The organism is Micromonospora sp. FIMYZ51 (genome assembly GCF_038246755.1).
Classification (GTDB): domain Bacteria; phylum Actinomycetota; class Actinomycetes; order Mycobacteriales; family Micromonosporaceae; genus Micromonospora.
Genome location: NZ_CP134706.1, coordinates 4,877,197 through 4,903,708, shown reverse-complemented (window position 1 = coordinate 4,903,708; position 26,512 = coordinate 4,877,197). Strand labels below are relative to the sequence as shown.

The following is a 26,512-nucleotide window of genomic DNA, read 5'->3' as shown; positions in this document are numbered from 1 at the left end:
TCTCGGCAACCTGGCCGAGGGCTTCTCGCTGTTGTGGGGCGAGAGTCAGGCACCCGAGCAGCCGTGCCTCGGGCTGAGCCGGACATCGCTCTGCGGCGTGGTGCCCTACGCTTCGTATGGTGATCCCGATGACGGAGCGTCCGACGACCATTGTGGAGCTATCCGCAGGCCAGGTGGAATATCGGCTGGAGCGTCGGGGCGGCCCCGTCGTGGTGATGTTGCACGGCGGGCACATGCGGGCCGGCCTGACGTTGGACGAGCGGGTGTACGCCGAAGCGGACGTCAGCGTGCTGGCACCCTCACGTCCCGGGTACGGTCGCACCCCGCTCAGCACCGGGACGAGCGTGTCCGGTTTCGCCGACGTGATCGCCGAACTCTGCCGGCACCTGGGCATCGAGCGGGTCGCGGCGTCGGTCGGCATCTCGGCCGGTGGGCCGACGGCGGTGGCCCTGGCCGCCCGTCATCCGGCTCTGGTCGAGCGGCTGATCACACAGGCTGCGGTGGGGCCGCTGCCCTACCCGGACCCCCGCACCCGCCTCCTGGCGGGCCTGATGTTCTCGCCGTGGACGGAGGGAGTGACCTGGGGCGGGATGCGGGCGCTGCTGCGCCGCTCGCCGGAGCGGGGCCTGCGGCAGTTGCTCGCCGGCCTCTCCGCCCTGCCGCCGGATCGGGCGCTTGCGGAACTGAGCCCGCAGCAGCGTACGCAACTGGTCTGGCTCTTCTCCCGGATGCGCTCCGGCTCAGGATTCCGTAACGACATGCGGCCGAGCGAGGATCTCACCAGTCAGGTCAGCCAGCCGACCCTGGTGATCGCCAGCCGCCGCGATGGTGCCGTGCCGTTCGCGCACGCCGAGGCCCTGGTCGCCGGGATCTCCCGAGTGCAGCTGGTCGAGAGCCAGGCGAACCACCATTTCTACGAGTTCGCCGCCGACTGGCCCGCCATCACCGAAGCCATCCGCGCCTTTCTGGCCACCGACCCGGCCTCCTGACCGACCTGCAACGCGACATCCCGGATCAGCTTGCCGGTGCACTTGCGACTGCGGTCGCTTCGACCTCGACCAGATGTTCCGGGGTGTGCAGGGCGGCGACGCCGATCAACGTCGCCGGTGCCGTCGGAGTGCTGCCGAGCCGGGCTGCGGCGCGGGCCACGCCGTCCAGGAAGGCAGGCATCTTGTCCGGCGTCCAGTCCACCACGTAGACGGTCAGTCGCACGACATCGTCGATCCCGGCACCGACCCCGGCCAGGGCGGTGGCGACGTTTGCGTAGCTCTGCTCGACCTGGGCCGCGAGATCGCCGACGCCGACCGTGACGCCGTCGGCGTCCCAGGCGACCTGACCGGCGACGAAGATCTGCCGGCCACCGGTGGCGACCGCGACATGGTGGTACACGGGGCTCGTGGGGAGTCCCTGGGGATTGGTGAGTGTGACGGCCATGATGTGTCGCTCCCTCTTTCGCCACGTGATCGTCGGTGCCGACCCCGTGGTCACTTGCGGTTACTTAGAAACCGTAGGAGAGTGCGAGCGAACATGGAAGAAGGCACTTTTCGGTGACGGAGGAACCTGATGGTGACCACCACCCGGTCCGGCGATCCCGCCCAGGACGACATCATGCGGGCCGGCACCCTGGCGCGGGAGATCTTCTCGGACGTCGCCAACAAGTGGGCCCTGCTGATCATCGAGACCCTGGGTGACGGCACGCTGCGCTTCAGCGAACTGCGCGACGCGCTCGAAGGCATCAGCCACAAGATGCTGACCCAGAACCTGCGCATGATGGAACGCAACGGCCTGGTCGAGCGCACCGTGCATCCGACGGTCCCGCCACGGGTCGAGTACACGCTCACCAACCCCGGCCGCGAACTGCGCGCCACTGTCGATCTGATGTGCGAGTGGACCCGTCGCAACATCGGGCACATCGAGAGCGCACGCCACAGCTTCGGCTCCTGAGCGGGCGAGGCCCGGTAGGCGCGGGAGCGTGCCGTGCCCGGTGCCTCAGGCCGTACCGGCTGACCGGGGCATGGTGGCGAGCAACTCCGCCTCGCGGGCGGCGCTCAGCCCGGCGGGCCGTGGGCGGTGCAGCCCGGCCGCACGTTCCCAGGCCAGGGTCTCCGCCAGCAGGTCGGCGCGCGGTCGGTGCCGCAGCCCGGCGGCGCTGGCCGCCGCGCCGCTGCGCGCCGAGAAGCCCCGCCAGTCGGGCTCGACAAGCCACATCGGCAGCGACCCCGGGCCCATGTACTGCGCCACCCCCTGAGCCAGCAGCCAGTCCGGATCGGCATCCACCACCGGGCCGGTGTGCCCACCGACGGCACGGCACCGGGCGATCCACTCGCCGAACGGCACCACCGGGCCGACCGCGTTGAACGTGCCGACCGTGCCGGCCTGGGCGCTGTCGAGCAGCCAGGCCGCCAGGTCGCGTACGTCGATGACCTGGGTCGGCAGGTCGGGAGTGCGCGGGACCAGCATCGGTGCGTCGGGGTCGCGGGCGGCGCGGGCCACCCAGTAGCCGGAACGACCGGTGTGGTCACCGGGACCGCCGATCAGCCCGGCGCGGGCCACCAGCAACCGGTCACCCACCTCGGCCGCGCAGAGCTGTTCGCAGGCGACCTTGGCCTCGCCGTACGCCTCGCGGCCGACCACCTCCCGGGTCGTCGCCGGCAGGGTGGCGGCGGACTCGTCGGCGCCGGGCGTGTCGTGTTTGGCGTAGGCGCTGGCCGAGGAGACGTAGCTCCAGTGCCGGGCCCGGTCGCCAAGCACCCGCAGGGCGTCCCGGACGAAGCCCGGCTGCCATGACACCTCGATGACGGCGTCCCAGTCCCGGCCGCGCAGCGCGTCGTACGCGGTGGGCTCGGTCCGGTCGGCGGCGACGAGGACCGCGCCGGGCGGCACCTCGCCGCTCTCGCCCCGGGCCAGGCAGGTGACCGCGTGCCCCCGATCGACTGCCTGCCGGGAAACCTCCCGACCCAACCACGCGGTCCCACCCAGCACCAGCATTTCCATGCCCACCAGCCAAGCAGCGGTGACCCGACACCACCAAGGATCTTCGCCGTGGGCAGAACCACGACCGGGCTCACCTGCTCCAGGTGACCCGGGGTGGCAGGGCGAGGAAGTCGGCGTACCGGCCGAGGGCCTGCTCGACCTGCTTGCGGCGTACGGCGTCGAGGTCGACCAGGGGCGCAACGGCAAGGGTGACCCGGGTCTTGGCGAGGCTGCGTTTCCAGGTGCCGACCACCCGGCCGCCGAGCACGACGGTGGCCTGGAAGACGCCGTTGCCGCCAGGAATGATCGCCTGCTTGTGTGCCGGGTCGACCATCAGCGCGCGGTCCTTGTAGCCGAGCAGGTACTCGTCGAAGCCGGGCAGGGTCAGCACGTCGTCGACGGTTGCGCGGGGCGCGTCGAGCAGCGGCGCGGGCAGCACCGCCTCGACCCCGTCGAGGCGTACCGTGGCCAGCTCGTCCCCGGCGGCGGCGATGGCGCGCTTCGCGTCGGTCGCGGTCAGGCCGGTCCAACCGGCGAAGTCCTGCCGGCTGGTGGGGCCGTGGCTGCGGAAGTAGCGCAGCGCCAGGGTGGCCAGCGCCTCGTCCCGGTCGAGCTGGCGCTGGCCGGGTGCCCACTCGTCGAGCAGCGCGAAGGTCTGCTCGGTGCCGACGTTGGGGGCGATGCAGGTGACGCCGCGCTGGCTGGCGTACCAGAGCAGGTGGTAGCCGCGTTGGCCGGCGCCGTCGATGCCGGCCGAGGTCAATGCGGCCACGCACTCGGTGCGGGTCAGCCGGCCGCCACCGGCCAGCGCCTGACCAAGCACGTCGACCGCGCGATCCGCGTCGGCCTCGGACAGGCCGAGGAACTCGCGCCGTCGCGCCGCGCCGGCCAGGGCGCGTACGCCGGTCAGCTCCAGCATCCAGCGGGCCTCGCGGGCCGGTACGAGGTGGATGGTGCCGCGCATCGGCCAGGTCCGCAGGGCCTCCCGGCGCTCAAGCGCGGCGTGCACGTCCGCGTGAGTGGACCCGGGCAGCCGTACGCCAAGCGACCACATGCCGCTGGCCAGGTCCTGCGCCTGCATGGCGCCGAACCACTCCACCACCTCGGCCACGGTGCTCAGCGGTGCGGCGGCGGGGTGTGGACGCAGCCGGAGGCTGCACATCCGCAGTGCGAGCGCCTCGGCGCCGGTGAGCGCCGTCGAACCGGTGGGTGCCGTCGAACCGGTGAGTGTCACGAGATCGGCCGCCTTCCTGCAACAGGTCGACGGCAGCATAAGCGTGGGCACCGACATCGGTACGCCGACCGCGCCCGACTCCGCCCCTGATCGCGCTACGCCAACGCCGTTGGTGGCGGAGCGCGATCCCCCGTTCAGGTTCGCCGGTGCGCCGGCGGCGATCGGGTCGCCGGCACCGGTGTCACCAGGATGGCGCTTTCCAGCCCGGCCGAGAACTGTGCTCGGGGCAACTTGCGGATAACTTGAGCAAGTACGCAGTGACGGGCAGCTGGCCGGGTCAGCCCTGGCGGGGCTGCGGCACCCGTACCGCGGCCATGCCGGCTGCGGCGGCGGCGGCGATGCCCAGGTCGGCGTCCTCGAAGACCAGGCAGGAGCGCGGCGGTACGCCGAGCAGTTCGGCGGCGCGCAGGAACGGTTCCGGGTCGGGCTTGGGCCGAGTGTAGTCCTCGGCGCAGACCAGCACGTCGAAGCGGTCCAGGATGCCCAGCGCGTCGAGTGAGGCGGTGACCGCCGCCCGGGTACTGCCGGAGACCACGGCGAACGGGATGCGTCCGTGCGCGTCGTCGATGTGGTGCAGCACCCCGGGGATGCCGGTCGCGGTGGGCAGCAGCTGCTCGTAGCGGGCCTCCCGGCGGGCGACGACCGCCGCCAGCGGCATGTCCAGCCCGTGCCGATCGTTGAGGTCGGCCACGATGTCGGCGGTCGGCCGCCCGGCCCAGGCGTAGAAGAGGTGCTCGGGGAAGGGGCAGTCCCACTCGTCGAGGGTCTGCCGCCAGGCCGTGTAGTGCAGCGGCATCGAGTCGACGATGGTGCCGTCACAGTCGAACAGGTACGCCTGGAACTCGCCGGTGGGCAGGGGCAGCATCACGCCGCCCAGGCTATCGGCCGGCGCCGATCAGCGATGATCCGCCGCCCGCTTCAGAGGGCGCCGGGGACCGGTGGACGGAACGCCGCTGTCCGTCGACCGGTGGACAGACAGCACGCTGATCTGGCCGGTGAGCAGGGCAGATGGCAGCAAAGGGGGGAATTGTCGATGTTTGCCGTCGCAAACACCGGGTAGTCGCCGAAGCTGACCCAAATCAGAAAGGACGTGCGATGGCGGCACAGGTCAAGGTAGCGGTGATCTACTACAGCGCGACCGGCATCACCTACCAGATGGCGCAGGCAGCCTGCGAGGCCGCCGGTGAGGCAGGCGCGGAGGTGCGGCTGCGCAAGGTGCGGGAGTTGGCGCCGGACGAGGCGATCCGCGCCAACTCCGGGTGGGAGGCGCACCGGCTGGAAACGCAGGACGTCGAGGAGGCCGAGCCGGACGATCTCAGCTGGGCCGACGTGGTGATCTTCGGTTCGCCGACCCGGTACGGAATGGTCGCCGCCCAGCTCAAGCAGTTCATCGACACCACCGGCCCCCTCTGGGCGCAGGGAATGCTTGCCGACAAGGTGTACTCGGGCTTCACCTCCACGGCGACCGAGCACGGCGGGCAGGAGGCCACCCTGCTGTCGCTGTTCAACGTCTTCTACCACTGGGGCGGGATCGTGGTCACCCCCGGCTACACCGACCCGAGCCAGTTCGTCGCCGGAAACCCGTACGGCGCGTCGCACACCAGCAACAACGGCGAGATCGCCCCGGACCACGTCGCCCTGTCGGCGACCGCCCTGACCGCCAAGCGGGCGGTGCGCATCGGTGCCGCGCTCAAGCAGGGCATGGCCGGCTGAAGCCGGTGCGCGGCGGTCCGGGATCCGGCGGCCGACCGAGCGGACCGGCGGTCCGGGATCCGGCGGCCGACCGAGCGGACCGGCGGTCCGGGATCCGGCGGCCGACCAAGCGGGCCGGCGGTCCGGGCGAGGGCTCTCAAACCCGCCCGGACCGCCGGCTGTCACAGCGCTACCCCGGATCGGTCCGACTATGCCGGCGCGTTGCCCGACAACTTCCCGGCGGGCGCCGGCAGCAGGGCCCGCAGCAGGTCGGCCAGGACCGCCACGCCGTCCGGGCTGAGCACCGACTCCGGGTGGAACTGCACCCCGGCGAAGCCCCGACCGCGCAGCGCGTGCACCGCACCGTCGACCTCGTCGCGGGCCAGCTCGACCGGACCGTACGGGCCGTCCAGCCGGTCGGCGGCGGCGCGGGCGGTGAAGGTGGCGTAGAAGCCGACCCGCCGGGGCGTACCGAACAGCGGCACCGTGCGTTGCAGCCCCTGGTACGGCGCGGCACGGCGGTGCACGGCCAGCCCGAGCAGCCCGGCGAGGAGCTGGTGACCCAGGCAGACGGCGAGGGTCGGCTGCCCGCTGTCCAGCAGCGTGGCCAGCAGTGCGCGCAGCGCGGTCATCTTCGCAGTGTGCTCGGTCGGGTCACCCGGCCCCGGCCCCACCACCACCAGGTCGTACCCGGACACCGGGGCGGCGTCGTGCCACGGCCGGAGGGTCACCGCCAGTCCGAGCGCGCCGAGCTGGTGGGCCAGCATCCCGGTGAAGGTGTCCTCGCCGTCGACGATCAGCACCCGACGACCGGCCAACCCGGGCACCGTGTGGGCACCCGGGGGCCGCTGGTCCAGCCAGAACCGGGCCAGCGGCGCGTTGCGGGCGGCCAGCGCGGCGCGTACGTCGGGATCGTCGGCGAGCCGTACCGCCGGATCCGGGCCGGTCGCCGCCGCCTGCGGTCCCAGGCCGAGCGCGGCCAGCACCCCGGCGGCCTTGGCGTGGGTCTCGGCGACCTCGGCCGCCGCAGTGGAGTGGCGTACCAGCGTCGCTCCGACCGGCACCCGCAGCTCACCGGCGGGAGAGATCTCGGCGGTGCGGATGAGGATCGGCGCGTCCAGGGTCTGCCGGCCGGCCTCGTCGTGACCGAGCAGCGCCAGCACCGCGCCGTAGTAGCGACGCCCGGCCGGCTCGTGCCGGGCGATCACCCGGCAGGCGTTCTCCATCGGACTGCCCGTCACGGTCGGCGCGAACATCGTTTCCCGCAACACCTCCCGCACGTCCTTCGAGCCGCGCCCGGCGAGCAGGTACTCGGTGTGCGCCAGGTGCGACATCTCCTTCAGGTACGGCCCCACCACCTGCCCGCCCTGCTCGGCCACGGTGGCCATCATCTTCAGCTCCTCGTCGAGGACCATGTACAGCTCCTCGGTCTCCTTGGTGTCGGCGAGGAAGCGCAGCAGCGCGGCCCGGTCGACGCTGGCCCCGGTGTGCCGGAAGGTGCCGCTGATCGGGTTCATCATGACCAGCCCGTCATCGACGCTCACGTGCCGCTCGGGGCTGGCGCCGACAAGCGTGCGGGTACCGGTGTGCAGCACGAACGTCCAGTACGCGCCGCGTTCACGCAGCAGCAACGCGCGCAGCGCGGCCAGCGCGGCGGTCACCGGCGCGCCCTGCACCCGGGCGTGCAGGGCGCGGTGGATGACGAAGTTGGCGCCCTCGCCCCGGCCGATCTCCTCGGCGAGCACCCGGGCGACGGTGGCGGCGTACTCGTCGTCGGTGACGTCGAACGCCGCGCCGGTGGTGCGTACCGGGGTGGCGGGCAGGGCGTCCAGCACGGCGGCCAGCGGCAGCCGGTGCTGACCGGCGATGCGCAGGCACTCCAGCGGCACGCCGTCGTCAACGCAGGCGAAGCCCCGCTCGGCGACCTGCCGGTACGGCACCAGCGCCAGCGTGGCGGGGCCGGGTGCACCGGTGGGCAGCGGGATGTCGGCGAGCCGGTCGACGACGTGCACCGAACCGGTGAACAGCTCCAGGTGGTCGGCGCCCTCTCGGCGCACCAGCGCGAACGGGCCCGGATCGGCACCGGTGGCGAGGGTGGCGAGCAGGTCGGTAAGCGGGGTCATCGGTCTCCTCTGGGCCGGGTGCCGCCGTCGTCGGCGGCCCACGGGCCGGGAAGTGACCGGCGGCCGCCTCGTCGGGCGGCCGCGTGGGGAAGCTACGCGCGGGGATGGGCCGCCGGGTCGGCGGGCCACCAGCAGGTCAGTCGCGCAAGCATGCGGTCACTGTACGCGCCCGACCTTCGGCGCGGAAGCCGATCGGCGTACCTGGTGCGCGCTGCGGTTGTGTCGCCGGAGCCAGCGGGTACGTTGACCCGCGATGAAGATTCTCGCGCTCGACCTGGGCACCTCCTCGGTACGCGGGCTCGTGTTGGACGGCGACGCCCGGCCGATGCCGGGCGTACTGGCCCGCCGCCGGGTGATGCTTACCGCGCAGGACGACGGCACCGGCACCGTGGACGCCCGCAACTACCTGGCCTGCCTCGCCGAGTGCCTGGACGAGCTGAGCCAGCGGGGTCGGCTGCGCGGGGTGGAGTTGGTGGCGATCAGCGCCCAGTGGCACTCGGTGCTGCCGCTCGGCTCGTCCGGCGAGCCACTCGGCCCGGTGCTCACCTGGCTGGACACCCGGTCCGAGTCGCCCGTGACGCAGCCTGGCCCGGTCGACCCGGACGCCTTCCACCAGCGCACCGGCACCTGGTGGCACCGCTGCTACTGGACGGTGCGGCTGCCCTGGCTGCGCACCCACCTCGGCACGCCGCCGGCCCGCTTCGTCGGCCTGGTCGAGTACGTGCTGGGCGAGCTGCTCACCGACGCGCCGATGTCGGTGTCCCAGGCGTCCGGCACCGGCCTGCTGGACCTGTGCACCCTGGACTGGGACGCCGAAGCCTGCGCGCTGGCCGGCGTACGCGGCACGGACCTGCCCGAGTTGACGCCGCCCGGCTGGTACGGCCGACTGCGTACCGAGGCGGCTCGGCGCTGGCCGGACCTGGCGGGGGCGCGGTGGGCCCCTCCGATCGGGGACGGCGCCGCCTCGAACGTCGGCTCCGGCTGCGTCGACCAGACCCGGGCGGCGGTGACCGTCGGCACCTCGTCGGCGGTACGCCTGGTCCAGCGGATGCCCGCGGGAGCGCCGCTGCCGCCGCTGCCGGATCAGCTGTGGCGCTACCGGGTGGACCACGACCATGTGGTGACCGGGGCGGCGTACTCCTCCGGGGGGAACCTGTTCACCTGGGCCGAGCGGACCCTGCGGTTGCCCGGCGGCACGGCGCTGGACGCAGCGCTGGCGGCGCTGCCGCCGGACACGGTGCAGCCGGCGGGCGTCGGCTTCGGCGGCGACCGACCGCCCGGGCTGCGGCCCGCCGGCTCGGGCGAGCTGCGCGGGTTGGGCTTCGCCACCAGCGCGGTGGAGCTGCTGGCCGGGCTGATGCGCGGGGTGTGCGTGCAGGTGGTGGACGATCTGGCGGCGCTGGAATCCACCGTGGGTCAGTCGGTGGAGGTGGTGCTGGGCGGTGGCGCGATGGCCGCCTCGCCCTGGTGGCGCCACGCGTTCCAGGATGTGCTGGCTCCCCGGCGGGTGTGCTTCGGGCGGTACCCGGAGATCGGCGCGACAGGTGCGGCGCTGGTCGCCTGCGGCCGGATCGCCGACGCCGCGATGATGGCCGACATCGGCCGGACGGATGATCAAGCCTCGCCGACCACAGCATAGGGTGGCGGCCGGCGGTACCCTTCCTGAACCTTTCATAAGGGCGAGCCGTTGACACTGCTCCGGGGGCTGGTTGGATGGACGGCGCTCCCCGGATCGCGGAGGACGCGAGGGGGAGGAGGAACGCGTGGGTGTAGGACCGGACCGGACGCACGCGGTGCCGCACCACCGTCGGCGTCGGTTCGACGTCCGGGTGGTGCCGCACCGGCGTCGCTCCCCGTTGCGCCTTCAGGACTGGCGGATGCGCACCAAGCTCGCCACGGTGCTGATCATCCCGTCGGTCGCCTTCCTGGTCCTGGCCGGCGTGCAGACCCAGAGCCTGGTCGGGCAGGCCAGCACGCTCGGTAACTTCACCGCGCAGGTCCGGATCGGGCAGGAGATCACCGAGCTGGTGCACCGGTTGCAGGCGGAACGCGACCGCACGGCCGGTGAGCTGTTCGCGCTGCGCGTCGTCGGCCAGGAGGGGATCGACCAGACGCTGGCCGCCCTGCGACCGTTCCGCGACGCCTCGGACCAGGCGGCGCAGGCCCTGCAACAGGCGGCCGAGCCGGTGGCGGACGACGACACCGCCTGGCGCGGCAGCTACGCGGTGGCCTCGCAGGCATACCAGCAGGTCAACTACATCCGGGAAACCCTGGCCACCGTGGTGCTCAGCGACGAGACGATCCTGGGCAACTACCACCGGGCGATCGACTCGCTGCTGACCCTGCTGGCCCAGCCGTCACCCGGTGCCGACCGGCCGGAGCTGTCCGACGCGACCCTGCGCTACGTGCAGTTCGCCCGGGCCAAGGAACTCTCCTCGCGGCTGCGCGCGGAGCTGTACGCGGCCTCCCGCGCCCGCGAGTACGACACCGGCGCGGCAGCCGCGCTCACCGACCTGCGGTCGCGCCAGTTCACCGCCCTGGGCGCGTTCCGGATCGCCGCCACAAACAACCAGGTGGCCCGCTACGACCAGGTGAGCCAGGATCCGGCCTTCGTCAAAGCGGCCCAGCTGGAGGAGCGGGCCCTCAGCCAGGGCGCGGCCACGCCGAGGCTGCTGCCGCCCGAGGAATGGTGGACGGCCAGCGAGGCGCGGCACGAGCTGCTGCGCAACTTCGAAACCGAGGTGCTGCGGACGTCGGCGGACCAGGCCGACACGGTCAGCAGCGCGCAGCTGCGCGAGACGCTGCTGGTGGTCGGTGTGATCATCACGGTGCTGCTGGGGGCGGTGCTGATCTCCGTGCTGATCGGTCGGTCGATGGCCCGGTCGATCCGGTTGCTGCGGTCGCAGGCACTGCGCATCGCGCAGATCGAGCTGCCCGAGGCACTGGCCCGACTGCGGTCGGTGTCCGGAGGGGTGCCGAACATCGAGGTCTCCCCGGCGGTGGTCCGCTCACTTGACGAGATCGGTGAACTGGCCGAGGCGTTCGTCGCGGTGCACCGCAGCGCGGTCGGTGTGGCGGTCGAGCAGGCGACCATGCGGCGCAACGTCAACGCGATGTTCGTCAACCTCGCCCGGCGCAGCCAGGTGCTGGTGGAGCGGCAGCTGGAGCTGCTCGACGACCTGGAACGTGAGGAGAGCGACCCCGACCAGCTGGAGAACCTGTTCAAGCTGGACCACCTCGCCGCGCGGATGCGCCGTAACGACGAGAGCCTGCTGGTGCTGGCCGGCACCGAGTCGACCCGTCGGTGGAACCGGCCGATCGGGCTGAGCGCGGTGCTGCTGGCGGCCAGCGCCGAGATCGAGCAGTACCAGCGGATCCGACACGAGGCGGTGGCCGAACTGCATGTCGTCGGGCACGCCGTCGGTGAGCTGGTGCACCTGCTCGCCGAGCTGCTGGAGAACGCCACCGCGTTTTCCCGGCCGGACACCTTCGTACAGGTGATGGCGCGGGCCGACGGCACCGGGGCGGTGATCGAAGTCGCCGACCAGGGCCTGGGCATGAGTCCGGCGGCGCTGGCCGAGGCGAACGAGGTGCTGGCCACCCCGCCGGCCGCGGACGTGGCCACGGTCGAGCGGATGGGCCTGTTCGTGGTCAGCCACCTGGCCGCCCGGCACGGCATCGAGGTACGGCTGCACGGCGGTGTCGGCGGCCTGGTGGCCCGGGTACGGCTGCCCGGCGCGCTGTTGGCGGCGGCCCCGCCACCGAGTCTGGACCCGCCGCCGTCGCCCCGGGGACTGCCGGCCGGGCGGACCCGGGCGGAGATACCGAGCAACCCGGATCCGGCGGACCTGCCGGTCGCCGGCCGGCGACCGGTCACGGTTCCCCGCCAGGCCCATCCGGTGCCGGTACGCGCGGAGGACGTGCTCGCCCCGGCGGCACCAGCGGCCGGCGGCGGTTGGTGGTCCCGGGAGGGCCCGTCGTCGGCGGTGCCGGCGATGGGCGCCGGTAGCCCGGCCCCACCAGCGGTACCGGTGACCGCCGGCACCAACGAGCGGGGCCTGCCGGTACGGGTACCGATGGCGCAGCTGAGCGCCGTCACCGAGCCGGCCAACCCACAACGGCAGCAGTCGGCCCGGCACGAACCGAACCCGGAGGCGGTCGGCGGGATGTTGTCGAGGTTGTACAGCGGTGTGCGACGGGCAGAGGCTGAGGAGACCACCGAGATCCCCGTGCCACCGCCCAGGATGTCGAACAGAGGAGGACAGCAGTGACCACGTTGTCGCAGGAGGCTCGGGACCTGAGCTGGCTGGTCAGCGCGTTCGCCGAGCGGGTGCCGGGAGTGGCGCACGCGGTAGTGGTCTCCTCCGACGGATTACTGGTGGCGATCTCCGACCACCTGCCGCGAGACCATGCCGACAAGCTCGCCGCGGTCACCTCGGGCCTGATGAGCATCACGGCCGGTGCCGCCCAGATGTTCGACGGTGACGTGGTCAAGCAGACCGTGGTCGAGATGGGGCGCGGCTACTTCCTGGTGATGCAGGTACGCGACGGCTCGATCCTGGCCACCCTGGCGGCGGCGGACGCCGACATCGGTGTGGTCGGCTACGAGATGGCCCGGCTGGCCAAGCAGGCGGGGGAGATGCTGACCCCCGCCCTACGCGCCGAACTCCAACAAGCCCTCCCCCGCTGAGGTGTAAGGAAGGGCCCCTTATTAACGCCTGCGGTAGTAGCGGGGCCCCTTCTTAACACTTCCGGTCCAGTGCAGCCTTGACGCTTCCGGTCAGCGCAGCCCGAGCGCGTCGGGGGCCGCCGGCCGGGAGGCGAGCCACCAGGCGACCGTCGCGGCGACGGCGACCACGCCGCTGAACACGAACGGCGCCTCGATGCCGGCGCGGGCGGCCAGAGCGCCGCCGGCAAGCGCACCCAACGCCGTACTGCTGTAGGTGATCATGCGGGCGGCGGCGATGACCCGGCCGAGCAACCCGGTCGGCACGAGCCGCTGGCGTACGGAAAGGGCGGCGACATTGAGCACGGCGAACGCCGCGCTCGTGGTGACCACCACGACCACTGCGGCGGCCCGGTTCGGCACGACCGCCAGCAGGACCGGTACGCCGGCGGTGATCGCCATCGACCAGGTCAGCACGATGCGGTGCCGGAACCGGGCGATCAGTCGGTCGGCGGTGAACGAGCCGAGCAGGCCGCCACCCGCGCCGGTGGCCAGGAGCAGGCCGAAGCCGAACGCGCCGAGGCCGAGAGCGTCCCGGGCGTAGAGCACGAAGATCGCGAACCAGGCGGTGTCGGCGGCGGCCACGGCGGCGCTGACCAGGACCAGGGTACGCAGCATGGGCTGGCGGACGAGCCAGCGCAGGCCGGCCAGGATGCCGTCGCGCTGCGGGGCCGGGCTGTCGCCGCTGGTGGCGGTGGCGCGGTGGGCCAGGGTCAACGGCAGCGAGAGTACGAGCATCACGGCCAGGGCCAGGGTCGCACCGTTGACCGCGAACGGGATGGCGGCACCGAGGACGAACAGCAGGGCACCGACCGGTGGCCCGACGAACTCGTTACCGACGATCTCGCCGGCGACCAGCCGACCGTTGGCCTTCTCCAGTTGGGCGTCGGTGACCAACCTGGGTACGGCGGTCTGGGCGGCGGTGTCGCGGACGGTCTCGCCGACGCCGAGCAGGAACGCGGCGGCCACGACCAGGGCGATGGTGGCCCAACCGAGGGCGACCGCGGTGGCCAGGGTGGCCAGCACGACCACCCGGCCGGTGTCGGCGGCGGCCAGCAGCGTACGGGCACCACGGCGGTCGGCGAGAGCACCGGCGAACAGGCCGGAGACGAGCCACGGCAGGAACTGGGCGGCGGCGACGGCGGCCACGGCCAGCGGATCATCGGTGAGCGCGGCGGCCAGCAGCGGGAATGCCGCGACCCGGATGCCGTCGCCGAGGTTGGCCAACGCGGCGGCGCTCCAGAACGTCCAGAACGGTCGTCCGAGCGAGTGAGCCTGGTTCTCCACGTGGCGACTCTAATAGATCAGACACCGTGGGTACGCCCACCCGTTGCCGCCTCGCGCCCGCACCGGGGAGTGCAGATCGGCGTTGCGGAACGCGGCGTCGAGCTGGATGCCGAATGCCGCCTCGCGCACCCGTGCTCTCACCCGGTTGGCGCCGTGCCCTCTCATCCGGTTGGCGCACGCGCCCCGCTCGCCGGCGATCGGAGGCTGCCGGCGAGCGGGCGCGGCGGGCCGCTCGGCGCAAGTGTTAAGAAGGGGCCCTTCCTCTACCTGAGGCGTTAATAGGGGGCCCTTCCTTACACCTCAGAGGGCGTTGTCGGCGATTACCTGGCGGTACCAGTGGGCGCTGCGCTTGAGCACCCGGCGTTGGGTGGGGTAGTCGACGTAGATCAGGCCCCAGCGCTGGTCGTAGCCCTCGGCCCACTCGAAGTTGTCCAGCAGGGACCAGACGTGGAAGCTCTCCAGCGGTACTCCGTCGGTGACGGCTCGGTGGGCGGCGGCGAGGTGGTCGCGCAGGAAGGCCACTCGCCCGGTGTCCTCGACGGTGCCGTCGGCGGCGAGTACGTCGGGGGTGGGCAGGCCGTTCTCGGTGACGGTGAGCGGAACGGGGCCGTAGTCGCGGGTGACCCGGGTCAGGATGTCGTACATCCCTTCCGGGTAGATCTGCTGCCAGCTGGCCTCGGAGGTGGGCCAGCGGCGGACGGTGCCGCCGTCGGCGGTGACGTAGATCGGCGTGTAGTACTGCACCGCGAGCAGGTCGACGGGCGAGGAGATGATCTTCAGGTCGCCGTCCTGGATGCCGCGGACCATCCGGCTGCTCGGCCCGAGGTCGGCCAGCACGTCCTCGGGGTAGCTGCCCTTGAAGGCCGAGTCGAGGTAGAGCCGGTTCTCGTAGCCGTCGTACAGGCGGGCCGCCTCCGCCGCGGCGGGGGAGTCGTCGGCGGGGTAGCAGGGGTGCAGGTTGAAGGCCGGGCCGATCCGGCCGTCGCCGGTGGCGCGCAGCGCCCGGACGGCGAGGCCGTGGGCGAGTTGCAGGTGGTGCGCGACGAGGTACGCGGCGTCCGGGTCCTGCCGGCCGGGGGCGTGGTGGCCCTGTAGGTAGCCGTTCTGCACGACCGTCTTGGGCTCGTTGATGGTGAGCCAGACCGGCACCCGGTCGCCGAGTGCGGCGAAGACGATGGCGGCGTAGTCGGCGAAGCGGTGCGCCACGTCGCGGGACTCCCAGCCGCCGACGTCTTGCAGGGATTGCGGCAGGTCCCAGTGGAACAGGGTGGCCATCGGGGCGATGCCGCGCTCGTGCAGCCCGTCGACCAGGCGGCGGTAGAAGTCGAGCCCCCGTTGGTTGGCGGCGCCGGTGCCGTCGGGCTGGATGCGCGGCCAGGAGATGGAGAACCGGTAGCTGCGCAGCCCCAGGTCGCGCATCAGATCGAGGTCTTCGGCGTAGCGGTGGTAGTGGTCGGCGGCGACGTCGCCGGTGTCGCCGTTGCGGATGCGGCCGGGCGTGTGGCTGAAGGTGTCCCAGACTGATTCGCCGCGGCCGTCTTCCTTCGTGGCGCCTTCGATCTGGTACGCGGAGGTGGCCGCGCCCCAGCCGAAGTTCGGCGGGAAGGGCAACCGGGCGGCGGGAGTTGCGGCCGGGTCGGTGCGGTCGGACTGGCAGCCGGTGAGGGCGGCGGCGCCGACGGCGGTGGCCGTGGCGGCGACCGCGGTGGCACCGGCCGTGCTGGCGGTGCCGCCGAGTGCCGGACCGGCCTGGGTTGCGGCGGCCGAGAGCGCCGCACGGCGCAGCAGGTGACGCCGGGTGAGCATCGACATGGGTTCTCCTTGTGGATGGGGTTGACCGCCGGAGCCCGGGAGCGCTCCCAATAAAGGGTAAGGCGTGGGCGGTAGCCGCCAGGGCATGATCGTCGCAGAGGGCCGAACAGCCCGCGGTGGCGGGGGATGGCAGGTGAGAGGGGGTGGGCGTGTGCCGGTCGGGCGTCGGGTGCGGCGGGACCGGGTACGCCGAGGGCCGCGGGCGGACCGTGGCGCACGCCCGGGCGGTCGGCGGGGCGGCGCGGATGGCGGTCGGCGGGCGGGTCGACTGCCGTGCGGTGCGCGCGGGTGATGCGCGTCTGACCCGTCGGCCTCTTTTCCCATCGTGAACGGGGGTTTAGTGTGGGGACGGGGGAGGGCAACCCCCGTCCCCACCATGTTGCGGTACACGCACGTGCGGATTGGCGTCCCAGTCGTGCGTGTCGCGCGGGAGCCGGGCCACGCGAGTGGCTGAGGATCCACCTCCCTCCACTGTGTGGGGCGGCGGCTGACGGCGGTGTCCGGGCTGGCCCGCCGTCGGCCTGTGGGTTTGGTCCCCGGTGCCGTGGGCACGACATCGGGCGATCTTCTGGTTGGAACTCTGTCGATGGAAGCGCTCCCATCGACGTTGCAGCGACTGTAACGCCCGTCACGGCTTTGTGAAAGCCCCAAAACGAGATCGAAACAACTGAGTGTTTCCGGAAGTGCTGTCTCTGGTGTTGGGAGCGCTTCCATGTCAGACTGTCGATCGACCGCGTGGAGCCATGTTTGTCGCGCGAGCGCGGGTCGCCGAGGGCATCCGGTGCGTCCGGTACGGCGTCCCTGCAAGCAGTGGGCGTTGCCGCCGTTCCTGCCCGGCCCCCACCGCCACCGGCCATCCGGCCGGAGAGACCACCATCCACTGGCGCCACGCGACCTTCCGGCCGGCGTGCGCGTCACGCCGGGGCGGCACCGCCCCCGGCCTGGTCCGAGGAGACACCGCGCAGATGAGAAATCTGGCAAGACGTCGCCGGCTGGCGTGGCTCGCCGCCGCGGCACTGGCGCTCGGCGGGGTGACCGTACCCGCCGCCGCCGCGCAGGCCGCGCCGGCCTGCGACGTGGTCTATACGACCAACGACTGGAGCAACGGCTTCACCGCCAACGTGACCCTCAAGAACCTCGGTGACCCGATCAACGGCTGGACGTTGCGGTTCGCCTTCCCCGGCAACCAGCGGGTCACCCAGGGCTGGTCGGCCCGGTGGAGCCAGTCCGGCAACCAGGTCACCGCCACCAACGAGTCCTACAACGGCAACCTGGCCACCGGCTCCTCCGTGAACATCGGCTTCAACGGCTCCTACACCGGCAGCAACCCGAAGCCGACGTCGTTCTCGGTAAACGGGGTCACCTGTGGTGGAGTCGCGCAGCAGCCGCCGACGGTGAGCCTGTCGGTGCCTGCCGGCCCGTTCACCGCCCCGGCGACGGTGCCGCTGACCGCCACCGCCAGCGACCCGGACGGCACGATCGCCCGGGTCGAGTTCTACCGCAACGGGCTGCTCGTCAACACCGACACCACCGCCCCGTACGCGTACACCCTGGAGAACCTGCCGGCCGGTGACTACACCGTGCAGGCCCGGGCGTACGACAACAGCGGTCTCTCCGCGATCGCCGAGCGGTCGTTCACGGTCGCCGGATCGACCGCGCCGGCCGTGGTGGCCACCCCCACCGCGCTGACCGTGCCGGAGGGCGGCAGCTCGCCGCTCAACATCAAGTTGAGTAGGGCACCCACCGCAAACGTCGCGGTGACCCTGGCGCGTACGGGCGACACGGACATCACCGTCTCGCCGACCACGGCGACGCTCACCCCGAGCAACTGGAGCACCGGGGTCAACGTGAGCGTGAACGCGGCCGAGGACGCCGACACCGTCGGCGGCACCGCCACCATCACCGCCTCGGCCAGCGGCCACACCCCGGCGACGGTCACCGTCACCGAGATCGACAACGACGTGCCCGGTGGCGACGGCGAGTACGTGCAGCGCTTCCTCACCCAGTACAACAAGATCAAGAACTCGGGTTACTTCAGCCCCGAGGGCGTGCCCTACCACTCGATCGAGACGCTTATCGTCGAGGCGCCGGACCACGGGCACGAGACCACGTCGGAGGCGTTCAGCTTCTGGCTGTGGCTGGAGGCGTACTACGGGCGGGTGACCCAGAACTGGGCACCGTTCAACAACGCCTGGACGGTGATGGAGAAGTACATCATCCCGTCCGCGGCCGACCAGCCGACCGCCGGTTCGGCCGGCGACGCCACCTACGCCGCCGAGCACGACCTGCCCAGCCAGTACCCGTCCCAGCTGGACTCGAACGTGCCCGTCGGCAAGGACCCGCTGCGCGCGGAGTTGCAGCAGACCTACGGCACCGGCTCGATCTACGGCATGCACTGGCTGCTGGACGTGGACAACGTCTACGGCTACGGCCGCTGCGGCGACGGCACCACCCGGCCGGCGTACATCAACACCTTCCAGCGGGGCACCCAGGAGTCGGTGTGGGAGACCATCCCGCAGCCCTCCTGCGACACCTTCGCCCACGGCGGTCAGTACGGCTACCTGGACCTGTTCATCAAGGAGTCCGGCACCCCGGCCAAGCAGTGGAAGTACACGAACGCCCCGGACGCCGACGCCCGTGCGGTGCAGGCCGCGTACTGGGCCCTGACCTGGGCCAAGGAGCAGAACAAGCAGGCCGACGTGGCCGCCACCGTGGCCAAGGCCGCAAAGATGGGCGACTACCTGCGGTACGCGCTGTTCGACAAGTACTTCAAGCGGATCGGCAACTGCGTCGGGGCCAGCGCCTGCCCGGCCGGTAACAACCGCGAATCCGCACACTACCTGCTCTCCTGGTACTACGCCTGGGGTGGCGCGTACGAGACCAGCCAGAACTGGTCGTGGCGGATCGGTTCCAGCCACAGCCACTTCGGCTACCAGAACCCGTTCGCGGCCTGGGCGATGAGCAACGTCGCCGAGCTCAAGCCCCAGTCGCCGACCGCGGTCTCGGACTGGGAGAAGAGCTTCGAGCGGCAGATGGAGCTCTACACCTGGCTCCAGTCCGCCGAGGGCGGCATCGCCGGTGGCGCGACCAACAGCTGGGGCGGCCACTACGGCACGCCGCCGGCCGGCACGGCCACCTTCTACGGCATGTTCTACGACGTGGACCCGGTCTACAACGACCCGCCGTCGAACCAGTGGTTCGGCATGCAGGTCTGGTCGATGCAGCGCATCGCCGAGCTGTACATGGTCACCGGCAACGCCCGGGCCAAGGCGCTGCTGGACAAGTGGGTGCCGTGGGCGATCGCCAACACCACGTTGGGCGAGGACTGGTCCATCCCGTCGGACCTGAAGTGGACCGGCCAGCCCGCCAACTGGAACCCGACCAGCCCGCAGCCAAACACCAACCTGCACGTCGAGGTGACGGCGCAGGGGCAGGACGTCGGTGTCGCCTCCGCCTACGCCCGCACGCTCATCGCGTACGCGGCGAAGTCGGGTAACACGGCGGCGAAGACCACCGCCAAGGGTCTGCTGGACGCGCTGCACGCGAACAGCGACGCGCAGGGCGTGTCGACGGTGGAGAAGCGTGGCGACTACCGGCGCTTCGACGACGTCTACGACGCCTCCACCGGGCAGGGCCTCTACGTCCCGCCGGGCTGGACCGGCCGGATGCCCAACGGCGACCAGATCGCCCCGGGCAAGAGCTTCGTCGACATCCGGTCGTTCTACAAGAACGACCCGGCGTGGCCCAAGGTCCAGGCGTACCTCGACGGTGGACCCGAGCCGGAGTTCCGCTACCACCGGTTCTGGGCCCAGGCGGACATCGCCATGGCGTACGCCGACTACGGAAAGCTGTTCCCCAACGGCTGAGCGAACTCCTCCGGGTGGGAGCTGACCCACCCGGAGGCTTCGGCCGGACCTCGGGGGTAACAGGCAGGTCCGGCCGGCGGCCTGACGCCCACGGTCAGGCCGGGGTGGGTCGGCCCCTCTGGCCGACGCAGCGGAGCGGTCGGCCCACCCCACCGCGCCCGAACCGTCGGGCTTACCACGCAGATCGCGAAAAAAAGTAGCCGCCCCGGGATCACAACCCGGCCGGGGACGGAGTAACGTACATCACCGGAGAGGCCGCTCCCCCCGTGGCGGCCTCTCCCTTTTTGTGCCCGTCGCCGCAACCCTTCGCCGCCGGGCGCTCGACGGTCCGGCCGAGCCGGCGCGGACGGGTCGAGGGTCAGTCGGGTTCGTGACGCCCGCTCCGAGGTACCGGTCACCATCGCCTCCCGCACCTGCGCCCGAGGCATCCCGAGGCCACCGGCGGGCCCCCGGTTGTCCGGTTCGCCCGGACCGCTAAGTTGTCCGGGTGCGGATGACGCCGAGGGGTGGAACTGCGGTCTGGCTGGTCGTGCTGGCCCTCGTCCAGGCGGCGGCCTTCATCGTCGTCTGGCGATACGCACTGCACACCGGCACCGGGCAGTGGATCGACACGGTCGCCCTCACCGGCAACCGGATCGGTCGCGACCGCATCGAGGAACCGGTCAACCGCATCCTCAACGCGATGTCCGTGGTGTCGTTGCTGGCGGCCACCGTGATGATCGGGTTCATCGCGCTGATCCGGGGCCGGGTCGCGCTTGCCGTCGCGGCCACCCTGCTGATCGCCGGGTCCAACGTCACCACCCAGGCACTCAAGTACGTGCTGACCCGACCGGACTACGGCATCGACCCGGAGCGGGCGTTCGTGGGAAACAGCCTGCCCAGCGGCCACACCACGGTCGCCGCCTCGGTGGCGGTGGCGCTGGTGCTCGTGCTGCCGCCCAAGGTGCGGGGCTTCGCCGCCGTGCTCGGCGCCGGCTACGCCGCGATCGCCGGGGTGGCCACCCTCTCCGCGAGCTGGCACCGGCCCAGCGACGCGGTGGCCGCGTACCTCGTGGTGGGGGTCTGGGCGGCCCTGGCCGGGCTGCTGCTGCTGACCACCCAGCGGGAGCGGGCACAGGTCGCCTCGGCCGACGCGCACCGGCTCACCCCGCTACTGCTCGGCCTCGGTGGCCTGCTCGCGATCGCCGGCTGCGCGCTGGCGCTGTGGTGGCTGCTGGGCCAGCGCGACACCCCGGCGGCCGAGCTGGGCCGCCGGCCACTGTTCCTCGGCTACGCCGGCAGCGCCGCCGGCATCGCCGGGTCGATGGGCGTGGTGATGGCGCTGGTGCTCGCCGCCGTGCACCGCATCGTCCCCCGCGAGCAGGGCTGACCGGGAAAGCGGGGGCAGCACAGATGACCGAGGCGCGAGAGTTGCTGACTCCGCCGCGCAACGCCTTCCGCGACGAGTGCGCACGGCTGGGGCAGGTGCTGCGAACCATCCACCAGCGGGATCTGGACCGACCCACCGACTGTCCGCCCTGGACGGTCGCCGAGCTGCTGGCCCACGTCCGCACCGGCGTCGCCCGACTGGCCGACATGCTGGCCGCCCCGGCACCCGGCCGGGCCCAGGTCGACGCCGCCGGCTACTTCGGCGCGGCCAAGTTCACCCCGCAGGTCGACACCGACCGCATCGACGCCGCGCGGGCCCAGGCCGGCGGCGGCACCGACCCGTCGACCCTCGCCGTGGAGTTCGACCGGGCCTGGCAGGCCACCCTCGACGCGGTCGACGCCCAGCCGGCGGACCGGGTCGTACGCACCCGGCACGGCGACGCGATGACGGTGCCGGAGTTCCTGCGTACCCGGGTGGTGGAGGTCGGGGTGCACGGCCTGGACCTGGCCGCGGCGCTGGACCGCGAGCCGTGGTTGACCCCGGCGGCCGGCCAGGTGATCGCCGACCTGCTCACCGGCGGGCGTCCGGTGCCACCGCAACTGGGTTGGGACCGGCTGACGCTGATCCAGAAGGCCACCGGCCGCCGCCCACGCAGCACTGCCGAGCAGGCCGTCCTGGACGCCGCCGGGATCCGGCTGCTCGCCTTCGCCGGCTGAACCGGGAAGCCGACAGGATCTTGCTCGCCGGACCGTACGGCGGGCACCATCGACCGATGACGACGAGATGGGCGATGACGGTCCCGCTGGCTGGTGTCCCGCTCGCCGACCACGCCGCGGTGTACGCGGCCCTCGCCGACGCCGGCTACACCGACGTGTGGTCCGCCGAGGTCAACGGTGCCGATGCGTTCACTCCGCTGGCGCTGGCTGCGGCCTGGCAGCCCCGGCTGCGGCTGGGCACCGCGATCACCCCCGTGTTCACCCGGGGGCCCGGCCTGCTGGCGATGAGCGCCGCCGCGCTCGCCGACGTCGCCCCCGGCCGGTTCGCCCTCGGCATCGGCGCCTCATCGCCGACGGTGGTCGCCGACTGGAACGCGACGCAGTTCACCGAGCCGTACCGGCGCACCCGGGACGTACTGCGGTTCCTGCGGGCGGCGCTGCGCGGGGAGACCGTAGACGGTGCCTTCGACACCTTCGCGGTACGCCGGTTCACCCTGGAACGGCCGCCGGTGGTGCCGCCGCCACTGCTGCTGGCCGCGCTGCGCCCCGGCATGCTGCGCCTGGCCGCCGCCGAGGCCGACGGAGTCATCCTCAACTGGCTCGCCGCCGCCGACGTACCCCGCGCACTGGCCGAGCTGGGACAGCGGCGCCCCCAGTTCGAGGTGGTCGCCCGAATCTTCGTCTGCCCCACCGAGGACGCCGGCTACGCCCGCACCCTCGGCCGGCGGCTGATCGCCAGCTACCTGACCGTGCCCGCGTACGCGCAGTTCCACCGCTGGCTCGGCCGCGAGCCGGCACTGGCCGGCATGTGGCAGGCGTGGGCGGCCGGCGACCGGCGGGCGGCGCTGGCGGCGGTGCCCGACGAGGTGGTCGACGCGCTGATCCTGCACGGCTCGCCGGAGCGATGCCGCGCCCAGGTGGGCAAGTACGTCACGGCCGGCGTGGACGTGCCGGTGCTGGCCCTGCTGCCCACCCCGGAGGTGACCACCGGCGACCCGGCGGCCCTGGTCACGCTGGTCGCCCGGCTCGGACTCGGCGTCGAGCAGCCGCCGAACGCCGCGCCGACGGCGGCCCTGCCGGACGCCGCATCGACGCCCGACCCGCCGAATGCCGCATCGACGCTCGGCGGCGGCGCACCGACCCGGCCCGCGTCAACGCTCGGCTGACCGCCGGCGGCGGGGACGCCAGCGCAACGGACCCGGATGCACCGACCAGAGCAGCCGCCGCCAGCGGGGACGGGCCTGCCGTAGCGCACCGGTGTAGACGGTGGCGGCCTCGGCGGCGGTACCGGCCTGCTCGGCAGTGGCCGTGCCCGGCGCGAAGGCAACCTGGTTGAGCAGGCGGGCCAGGTCGTCGACGGCGCGGTACGCGGGCGTCCGGGAATCTGAGGTGCCCGGTCGGGCCGCCTCGGTGAGGGTGTGCCGGGCCCGCTCGGCGACCTCGGTGGCGGACAGGTCGACGGCCACCGGCTGCCCGGCCAGCCGCAGCGCGTCGGTCACCTCCCGCCAGGCGCCGGCGATCCGCTGACCGGGGTCGCCCCGATGCAGCCGGTTGCGGGTAAGCGCGCGACGCATCCCGAGCAGGGTGGCCAGCACCACCACGACCAGCAGCAGGACGCCGCCGGTGGTGCCGGCGACAAGCACCGGCGTCGACGGGCCGCCCGAGTCGGCGGGACCACCGGGTGCCGCCTGCGCCTGCGCCGAGGCGGTCGGCTCCAGGGTGGGCTCCGGCTGCTCCGACGGCGGCGGATCGTCAGGCTTCGGGCGGAAGTCCTCCTCGACCGGTCGCGGCTCCTCGTCGGGGCGGGGCAGCGGATCGAACGGCACCCAACCCAGCCCGTCGAAGAGCACCTCCGGCCAGGCGTACGCGTCGGCGGCCCGTACCGGCCCGGACGATCCGGCGGCGAAACCGACCACCACCCGGGTCGGCAGCCCGGCCATCCGGCCCAGCACCGCGAAGGCGGCGGCGAACTGCTCGGACGTGCCGCGCTGCCCGCCGCCGTTCACCGGTCCGAACAGGAAGAACGCCAGATTCGGGTACGCGTGACCACTCGGCGCGTCGGCGACCAGCCGGTAATGCTCGGAGAGCCACTGCTCGATCGCCGCCGCGCGGGCGTACGGGGCGCCGTTCTCCTCGGCCAGTTGGGCGGCGAGCCGACGCAACTGCTCGGGTGCCCCGTCGGCCACGTGCAGTACCCGGGCCACCTCGTCGCCGGCCGGGGTGTTCGCGGTGGCGAGCAGATTCGGGTCGGGGCGTTCCTGCGCGGAAGTGACCGTGTACCGCAGTCCCGGGCTGAGCCCGTCCGGCCGGATCAGCGTGCCGGTGTCCGGGTCGTAGGCCACCCGCGCCCCGCTGACCTCGCGCGGGGTGGCCACCGCCGGTAGCAGCCGGCCGGTGAGGTCGCCCATCGTGATCTCCTGCCGGACCGTCCGCACGGTGGCGTGCGGCGGCGGGTCCACGACGGGCAGGATCCGGCCGGCGTTGCGGTAGGTGGCGCCGACCCGCCAGGTGACCCCGTCGTAGTCGCTGAGCACGGCAAGCCGGATCCGCACCCCGCCCGCAGCGGCCGTCGGCTGCTCGTCGGTAACCGGATCGCTGTCGCCGGTGTCACTGTCGTCGGTGTCGGTGTCGGTGTCGGTGTCGGTGTCGGCGTCGGCCGGGGCGCTGCCCTGCGTGCTCACCTGGAACAGCTGCTGGTCCGGGTTCAGCGCCCAGCCCGAGATCCGGATCAGCGGATTCTCGTCGAGCGTCTCCACCTGGGGCGGCTCCACATAGCGGCGCGGATCCACCGGTCGGGTGTCCACAAACGCGGCCAGAGCCGGGCCGAGCAGCGCGGCCAGCCCCACCACCACCGCCGTGCCGGCGGCCGAGGCCGCCGCCAACCGGACCCGCATCCCCGCCCGCGCCGCCGGGGCCAGCCCCTCCACCGGATCACCGCCGCCCGCCCGCCCCGACGCCGCCAGACCCAGCGCCGCCACCGCCACCAGCGCCACCGTCGCACCGATGGCCGGCTCGGCGTTCGGGCCGACCACGTACACCGCGCCGGCGAAGAGCAGGGCCGGCGGCAGGTAGCCCAACAACACCCGCCCGGCCCGCAGCGCCACCTCCGCGCCGGCCAGCCCGGCCAGCCAGGCCCCCACCAGCGGCACCAGCACGGTGTCCGGGGTCGGCTCCACCGGAATCATCGCGGTCAACAGCCGGGGGATGCCGTTGCGGGCGGCATCGACGGCCACCTCGGCGAACCCGCCCGGCAGCGCGGCCCGGTCGGCAGCCAGCCGCAGCCCCCACGCCGTCCAGCCGGCCATCGCCAGCACCGAGACCGGCGCGACCAGCCAGGACGGCAGCCGCCGGGCCACCACACTCACCAGCACCGAACCGAGAGCCGCGCCGGCCACCAGCCCGGTCAGCAGCGAGCCCGCGTACACCCGGTCGAGCGCCAGCCCGGCCAGCGTGACCATGGTGACCAGCACCGCCGGCACGACCAGGCCGGCCAGCGCCGCCGGCACGGCCCGCAGCGATTTCACCACCGGCGTACCCCGTCCCACTCGGCGGCGAAGGCCGCCCCGTCGGGGGCGTCGACGACCACCAGGCCGGCGGCGTCCGGTGGCGTCGGCTCCGCCGAGCCGAACACCCCGACCACCACCGACGGGTACGCGCCCCGCAACGCGCCGACGTAACCCAGGTCGGCGCGGCCACCCGGGCCGGTGAGGACGACCAGGGTGTCACCGAGCCGGTCGCGGCGCAGCCGCCCCGTCGCGGCCTCCAAGGTGCCCTCGTCGGTGAGCGTCACCGCAGCCAACCGGTCCAGCGGCCCGACCCCCGGCCCGTCGAGATCCACGCTGCCGCATGCGGGTGCGGCGGCTGCCGCCGGTTCGGCGGCGGCCACGAAAAGCAGCGCCACCGGCAGATCCTCCCGCACCGCCGCGGCGACCACCGAGGCCGCCGCCTCACACGCCGCCTCGAACGACTCGGCCACCCCGTCGGCCCGGTCCGGATGCGCGGCGGCCCGATTGTCCAGCAGCACCACGATCCGTGGCAGGCTGGTGTCCACGTTCTCCCGCACCATCAGCTCGCCGACCCGCGCGCTGGTCCGCCAGTGCACCCGCCGCAACTCGTCGCCGACCACGTACTCCCGCAGCGAGTCGAAGGTGATCGAGCCGTGCGGTACGGCGTCGACCCGGCCGTCGAGGCTGCGACCGGCACCGGTGGGCACCGCACTGAGCGGATGGATCCGCGGATGCACCCAGACCGGCACGCTGCCGCCGTAGGAGCGGGCCAGCACCACCAGGCCCAGCGGATCGCGGCGGGTCACCCGCAGCGGGCCGACCGGCACCACCCCCCGGCGGGTCGTCGGCACGTCGTAGCGGACCGTGGTGTCCGCACCCGGGCGCAACCGCAGCACCGGCACCGGCACCACCCGGTCGCCGCACCGGTCGGTGGCCAGCAGGCTCGCCGCCCGCAGCCGCCCCGCGTTGCGCAGCGTCAACGTCATCGCCGCCGGCTCACCCCGGGCCACCCGGTCCGGATCCGCCTGCCGGTGCACCGCCAGCCGGGGACGGCGGGCCGCGATGACCACGGCCACCGCGACAGCGATGCCGGCCGCCGCACCCAGCAGCGTCAGCTCCGGATAGCCGAACCGGAAACCGGCACCGAGCAGCGCGACGGCGACGACGAGCAGACCGATGCCCCGAGCGGTGATTCCCACGCCAGCCCG

The 26,512-nt window shown here is 72.9% G+C and carries 19 protein-coding genes and 1 pseudogene; 10 read left to right on the top strand and 10 right to left on the bottom strand.

Translation table 11 applies throughout. The annotated features are described in order from the left end of the window. Positions 1–128 precede the first annotated feature (128 nt). The gene (locus tag QQG74_RS21910) at positions 129–989 is read left to right on the top strand and encodes an alpha/beta hydrolase (RefSeq protein ID WP_341716629.1); all 861 of its coding nucleotides are present in this window, start codon (positions 129–131) and stop codon (positions 987–989) included. Between the two features lie 25 nt (positions 990–1,014). Here the strand turns inward: QQG74_RS21910 and QQG74_RS21905 are convergent, their stop codons facing one another. After that, on the bottom strand, positions 1,015–1,434 hold the full coding sequence (locus QQG74_RS21905; protein ID WP_341716628.1) for a RidA family protein: 420 nt from the start codon (positions 1,432–1,434) through the stop codon (positions 1,015–1,017). A 129-nt stretch (positions 1,435–1,563) separates the two neighbouring features. Between QQG74_RS21905 and QQG74_RS21900 the strand changes: the two genes are divergently transcribed. Then, positions 1,564–1,944 (top strand): helix-turn-helix domain-containing protein, encoded by a 381-nt coding sequence (locus tag QQG74_RS21900; RefSeq protein ID WP_341716627.1) that lies wholly within the window; start codon positions 1,564–1,566, stop codon positions 1,942–1,944. A gap of 45 nt (positions 1,945–1,989) precedes the next feature. Here the strand turns inward: QQG74_RS21900 and QQG74_RS21895 are convergent, their stop codons facing one another. The 3 genes from QQG74_RS21895 to QQG74_RS21885 all read right to left on the bottom strand — a co-directional run bounded on the left by QQG74_RS21895 (position 1,990) and on the right by QQG74_RS21885 (position 5,072). After that, positions 1,990–2,994, bottom strand: coding sequence for a reductase (locus tag QQG74_RS21895; RefSeq protein ID WP_341716626.1), 1,005 nt, complete (start codon positions 2,992–2,994; stop codon positions 1,990–1,992). Positions 2,995–3,064: 70 nt separating this feature from the next. Continuing rightward, positions 3,065–4,135, bottom strand: coding sequence for a winged helix DNA-binding domain-containing protein (locus QQG74_RS21890; protein ID WP_341721310.1), 1,071 nt, complete (start codon positions 4,133–4,135; stop codon positions 3,065–3,067). A gap of 349 nt (positions 4,136–4,484) precedes the next feature. After that, positions 4,485–5,072 (bottom strand): HAD family phosphatase, encoded by a 588-nt coding sequence (locus QQG74_RS21885; RefSeq protein ID WP_341721309.1) that lies wholly within the window; start codon positions 5,070–5,072, stop codon positions 4,485–4,487. A gap of 230 nt (positions 5,073–5,302) precedes the next feature. On the opposite strand from QQG74_RS21885, the gene wrbA reads away from it, so the two are divergent. Further along, complete coding sequence (gene wrbA, locus QQG74_RS21880; protein WP_341716625.1) at positions 5,303–5,920, top strand: NAD(P)H:quinone oxidoreductase; 618 nt, start codon at positions 5,303–5,305, stop codon at positions 5,918–5,920. 188 nt (positions 5,921–6,108) lie between these two features. On the opposite strand, the gene QQG74_RS21875 is transcribed toward wrbA, so the two are convergent. Then, positions 6,109–8,022 carry an anthranilate synthase family protein gene (locus tag QQG74_RS21875; protein WP_341716624.1) on the bottom strand — a complete coding sequence of 638 codons (1,914 nt, stop codon included), beginning with the start codon at positions 8,020–8,022 and terminating at the stop codon, positions 6,109–6,111. A gap of 253 nt (positions 8,023–8,275) precedes the next feature. Here QQG74_RS21875 and QQG74_RS21870 point away from each other — a divergent pair, with 253 nt between their 5' ends. From QQG74_RS21870 to QQG74_RS21860, 3 genes are all read left to right on the top strand, one after another. Next, entirely contained in the window at positions 8,276–9,661 is a 1,386-nt protein-coding gene (locus tag QQG74_RS21870) for an FGGY family carbohydrate kinase (protein ID WP_341716623.1), read from the top strand. 124 nt (positions 9,662–9,785) lie between these two features. Continuing rightward, positions 9,786–12,293, top strand: coding sequence for a nitrate- and nitrite sensing domain-containing protein (locus QQG74_RS21865; protein ID WP_341716622.1), 2,508 nt, complete (start codon positions 9,786–9,788; stop codon positions 12,291–12,293). Positions 12,294–12,298: 5 nt separating this feature from the next. Further along, entirely contained in the window at positions 12,299–12,712 is a 414-nt protein-coding gene (locus tag QQG74_RS21860; protein WP_155218583.1) for a roadblock/LC7 domain-containing protein, read from the top strand. Between the two features lie 90 nt (positions 12,713–12,802). On the opposite strand, the gene QQG74_RS21855 is transcribed toward QQG74_RS21860, so the two are convergent. The 3 genes from QQG74_RS21855 to QQG74_RS21845 form a co-directional block, all read right to left on the bottom strand. Beyond that, on the bottom strand, positions 12,803–14,035 hold the full coding sequence (locus QQG74_RS21855) for an MFS transporter (RefSeq protein ID WP_341716621.1): 1,233 nt from the start codon (positions 14,033–14,035) through the stop codon (positions 12,803–12,805). A gap of 9 nt (positions 14,036–14,044) precedes the next feature. Beyond that, positions 14,045–14,176 carry a hypothetical protein gene (locus QQG74_RS21850; protein ID WP_341716620.1) on the bottom strand — a complete coding sequence of 44 codons (132 nt, stop codon included), beginning with the start codon at positions 14,174–14,176 and terminating at the stop codon, positions 14,045–14,047. Between the two features lie 159 nt (positions 14,177–14,335). Beyond that, positions 14,336–15,847, bottom strand: coding sequence for a GH1 family beta-glucosidase (locus QQG74_RS21845; RefSeq protein ID WP_341716619.1), 1,512 nt, complete (start codon positions 15,845–15,847; stop codon positions 14,336–14,338). Positions 15,848–16,812: 965 nt separating this feature from the next. Here QQG74_RS21845 and QQG74_RS21840 point away from each other — a divergent pair. The 4 genes and pseudogenes from QQG74_RS21840 to QQG74_RS21825 all read left to right on the top strand — a co-directional run. Further along, positions 16,813–19,713, top strand: coding sequence for a glycoside hydrolase family 48 protein (locus tag QQG74_RS21840; protein WP_341716618.1), 2,901 nt, complete (start codon positions 16,813–16,815; stop codon positions 19,711–19,713). 493 nt (positions 19,714–20,206) lie between these two features. Continuing rightward, positions 20,207–21,082: a phosphatase PAP2 family protein gene (locus QQG74_RS21835; protein WP_341721308.1), complete on the top strand. Its 876-nt coding sequence runs from the start codon at positions 20,207–20,209 to the stop codon at positions 21,080–21,082. Between the two features lie 23 nt (positions 21,083–21,105). Continuing rightward, a complete protein-coding gene (locus tag QQG74_RS21830) occupies positions 21,106–21,798 on the top strand; it encodes a maleylpyruvate isomerase N-terminal domain-containing protein (protein WP_341716617.1) in 693 nt (230 codons plus the stop codon). A gap of 74 nt (positions 21,799–21,872) precedes the next feature. Further along, positions 21,873–22,844 (top strand): annotated as a pseudogene (locus QQG74_RS21825) (LLM class F420-dependent oxidoreductase); the annotation flags it as partial. 105 nt (positions 22,845–22,949) lie between these two features. Here QQG74_RS21825 and QQG74_RS21820 read toward each other — a convergent pair. Then, positions 22,950–25,325, bottom strand: a complete 2,376-nt coding sequence (locus QQG74_RS21820) for a transglutaminaseTgpA domain-containing protein (RefSeq protein WP_341716616.1) — start codon at positions 25,323–25,325, stop codon at positions 22,950–22,952. Then, positions 25,319–26,503, bottom strand: coding sequence for a DUF58 domain-containing protein (locus QQG74_RS21815; RefSeq protein ID WP_341716615.1), 1,185 nt, complete (start codon positions 26,501–26,503; stop codon positions 25,319–25,321). Before QQG74_RS21815 ends, QQG74_RS21820 begins: the two co-directional genes overlap by 7 nt. Positions 26,504–26,512: the final 9 nt, after the last annotated feature.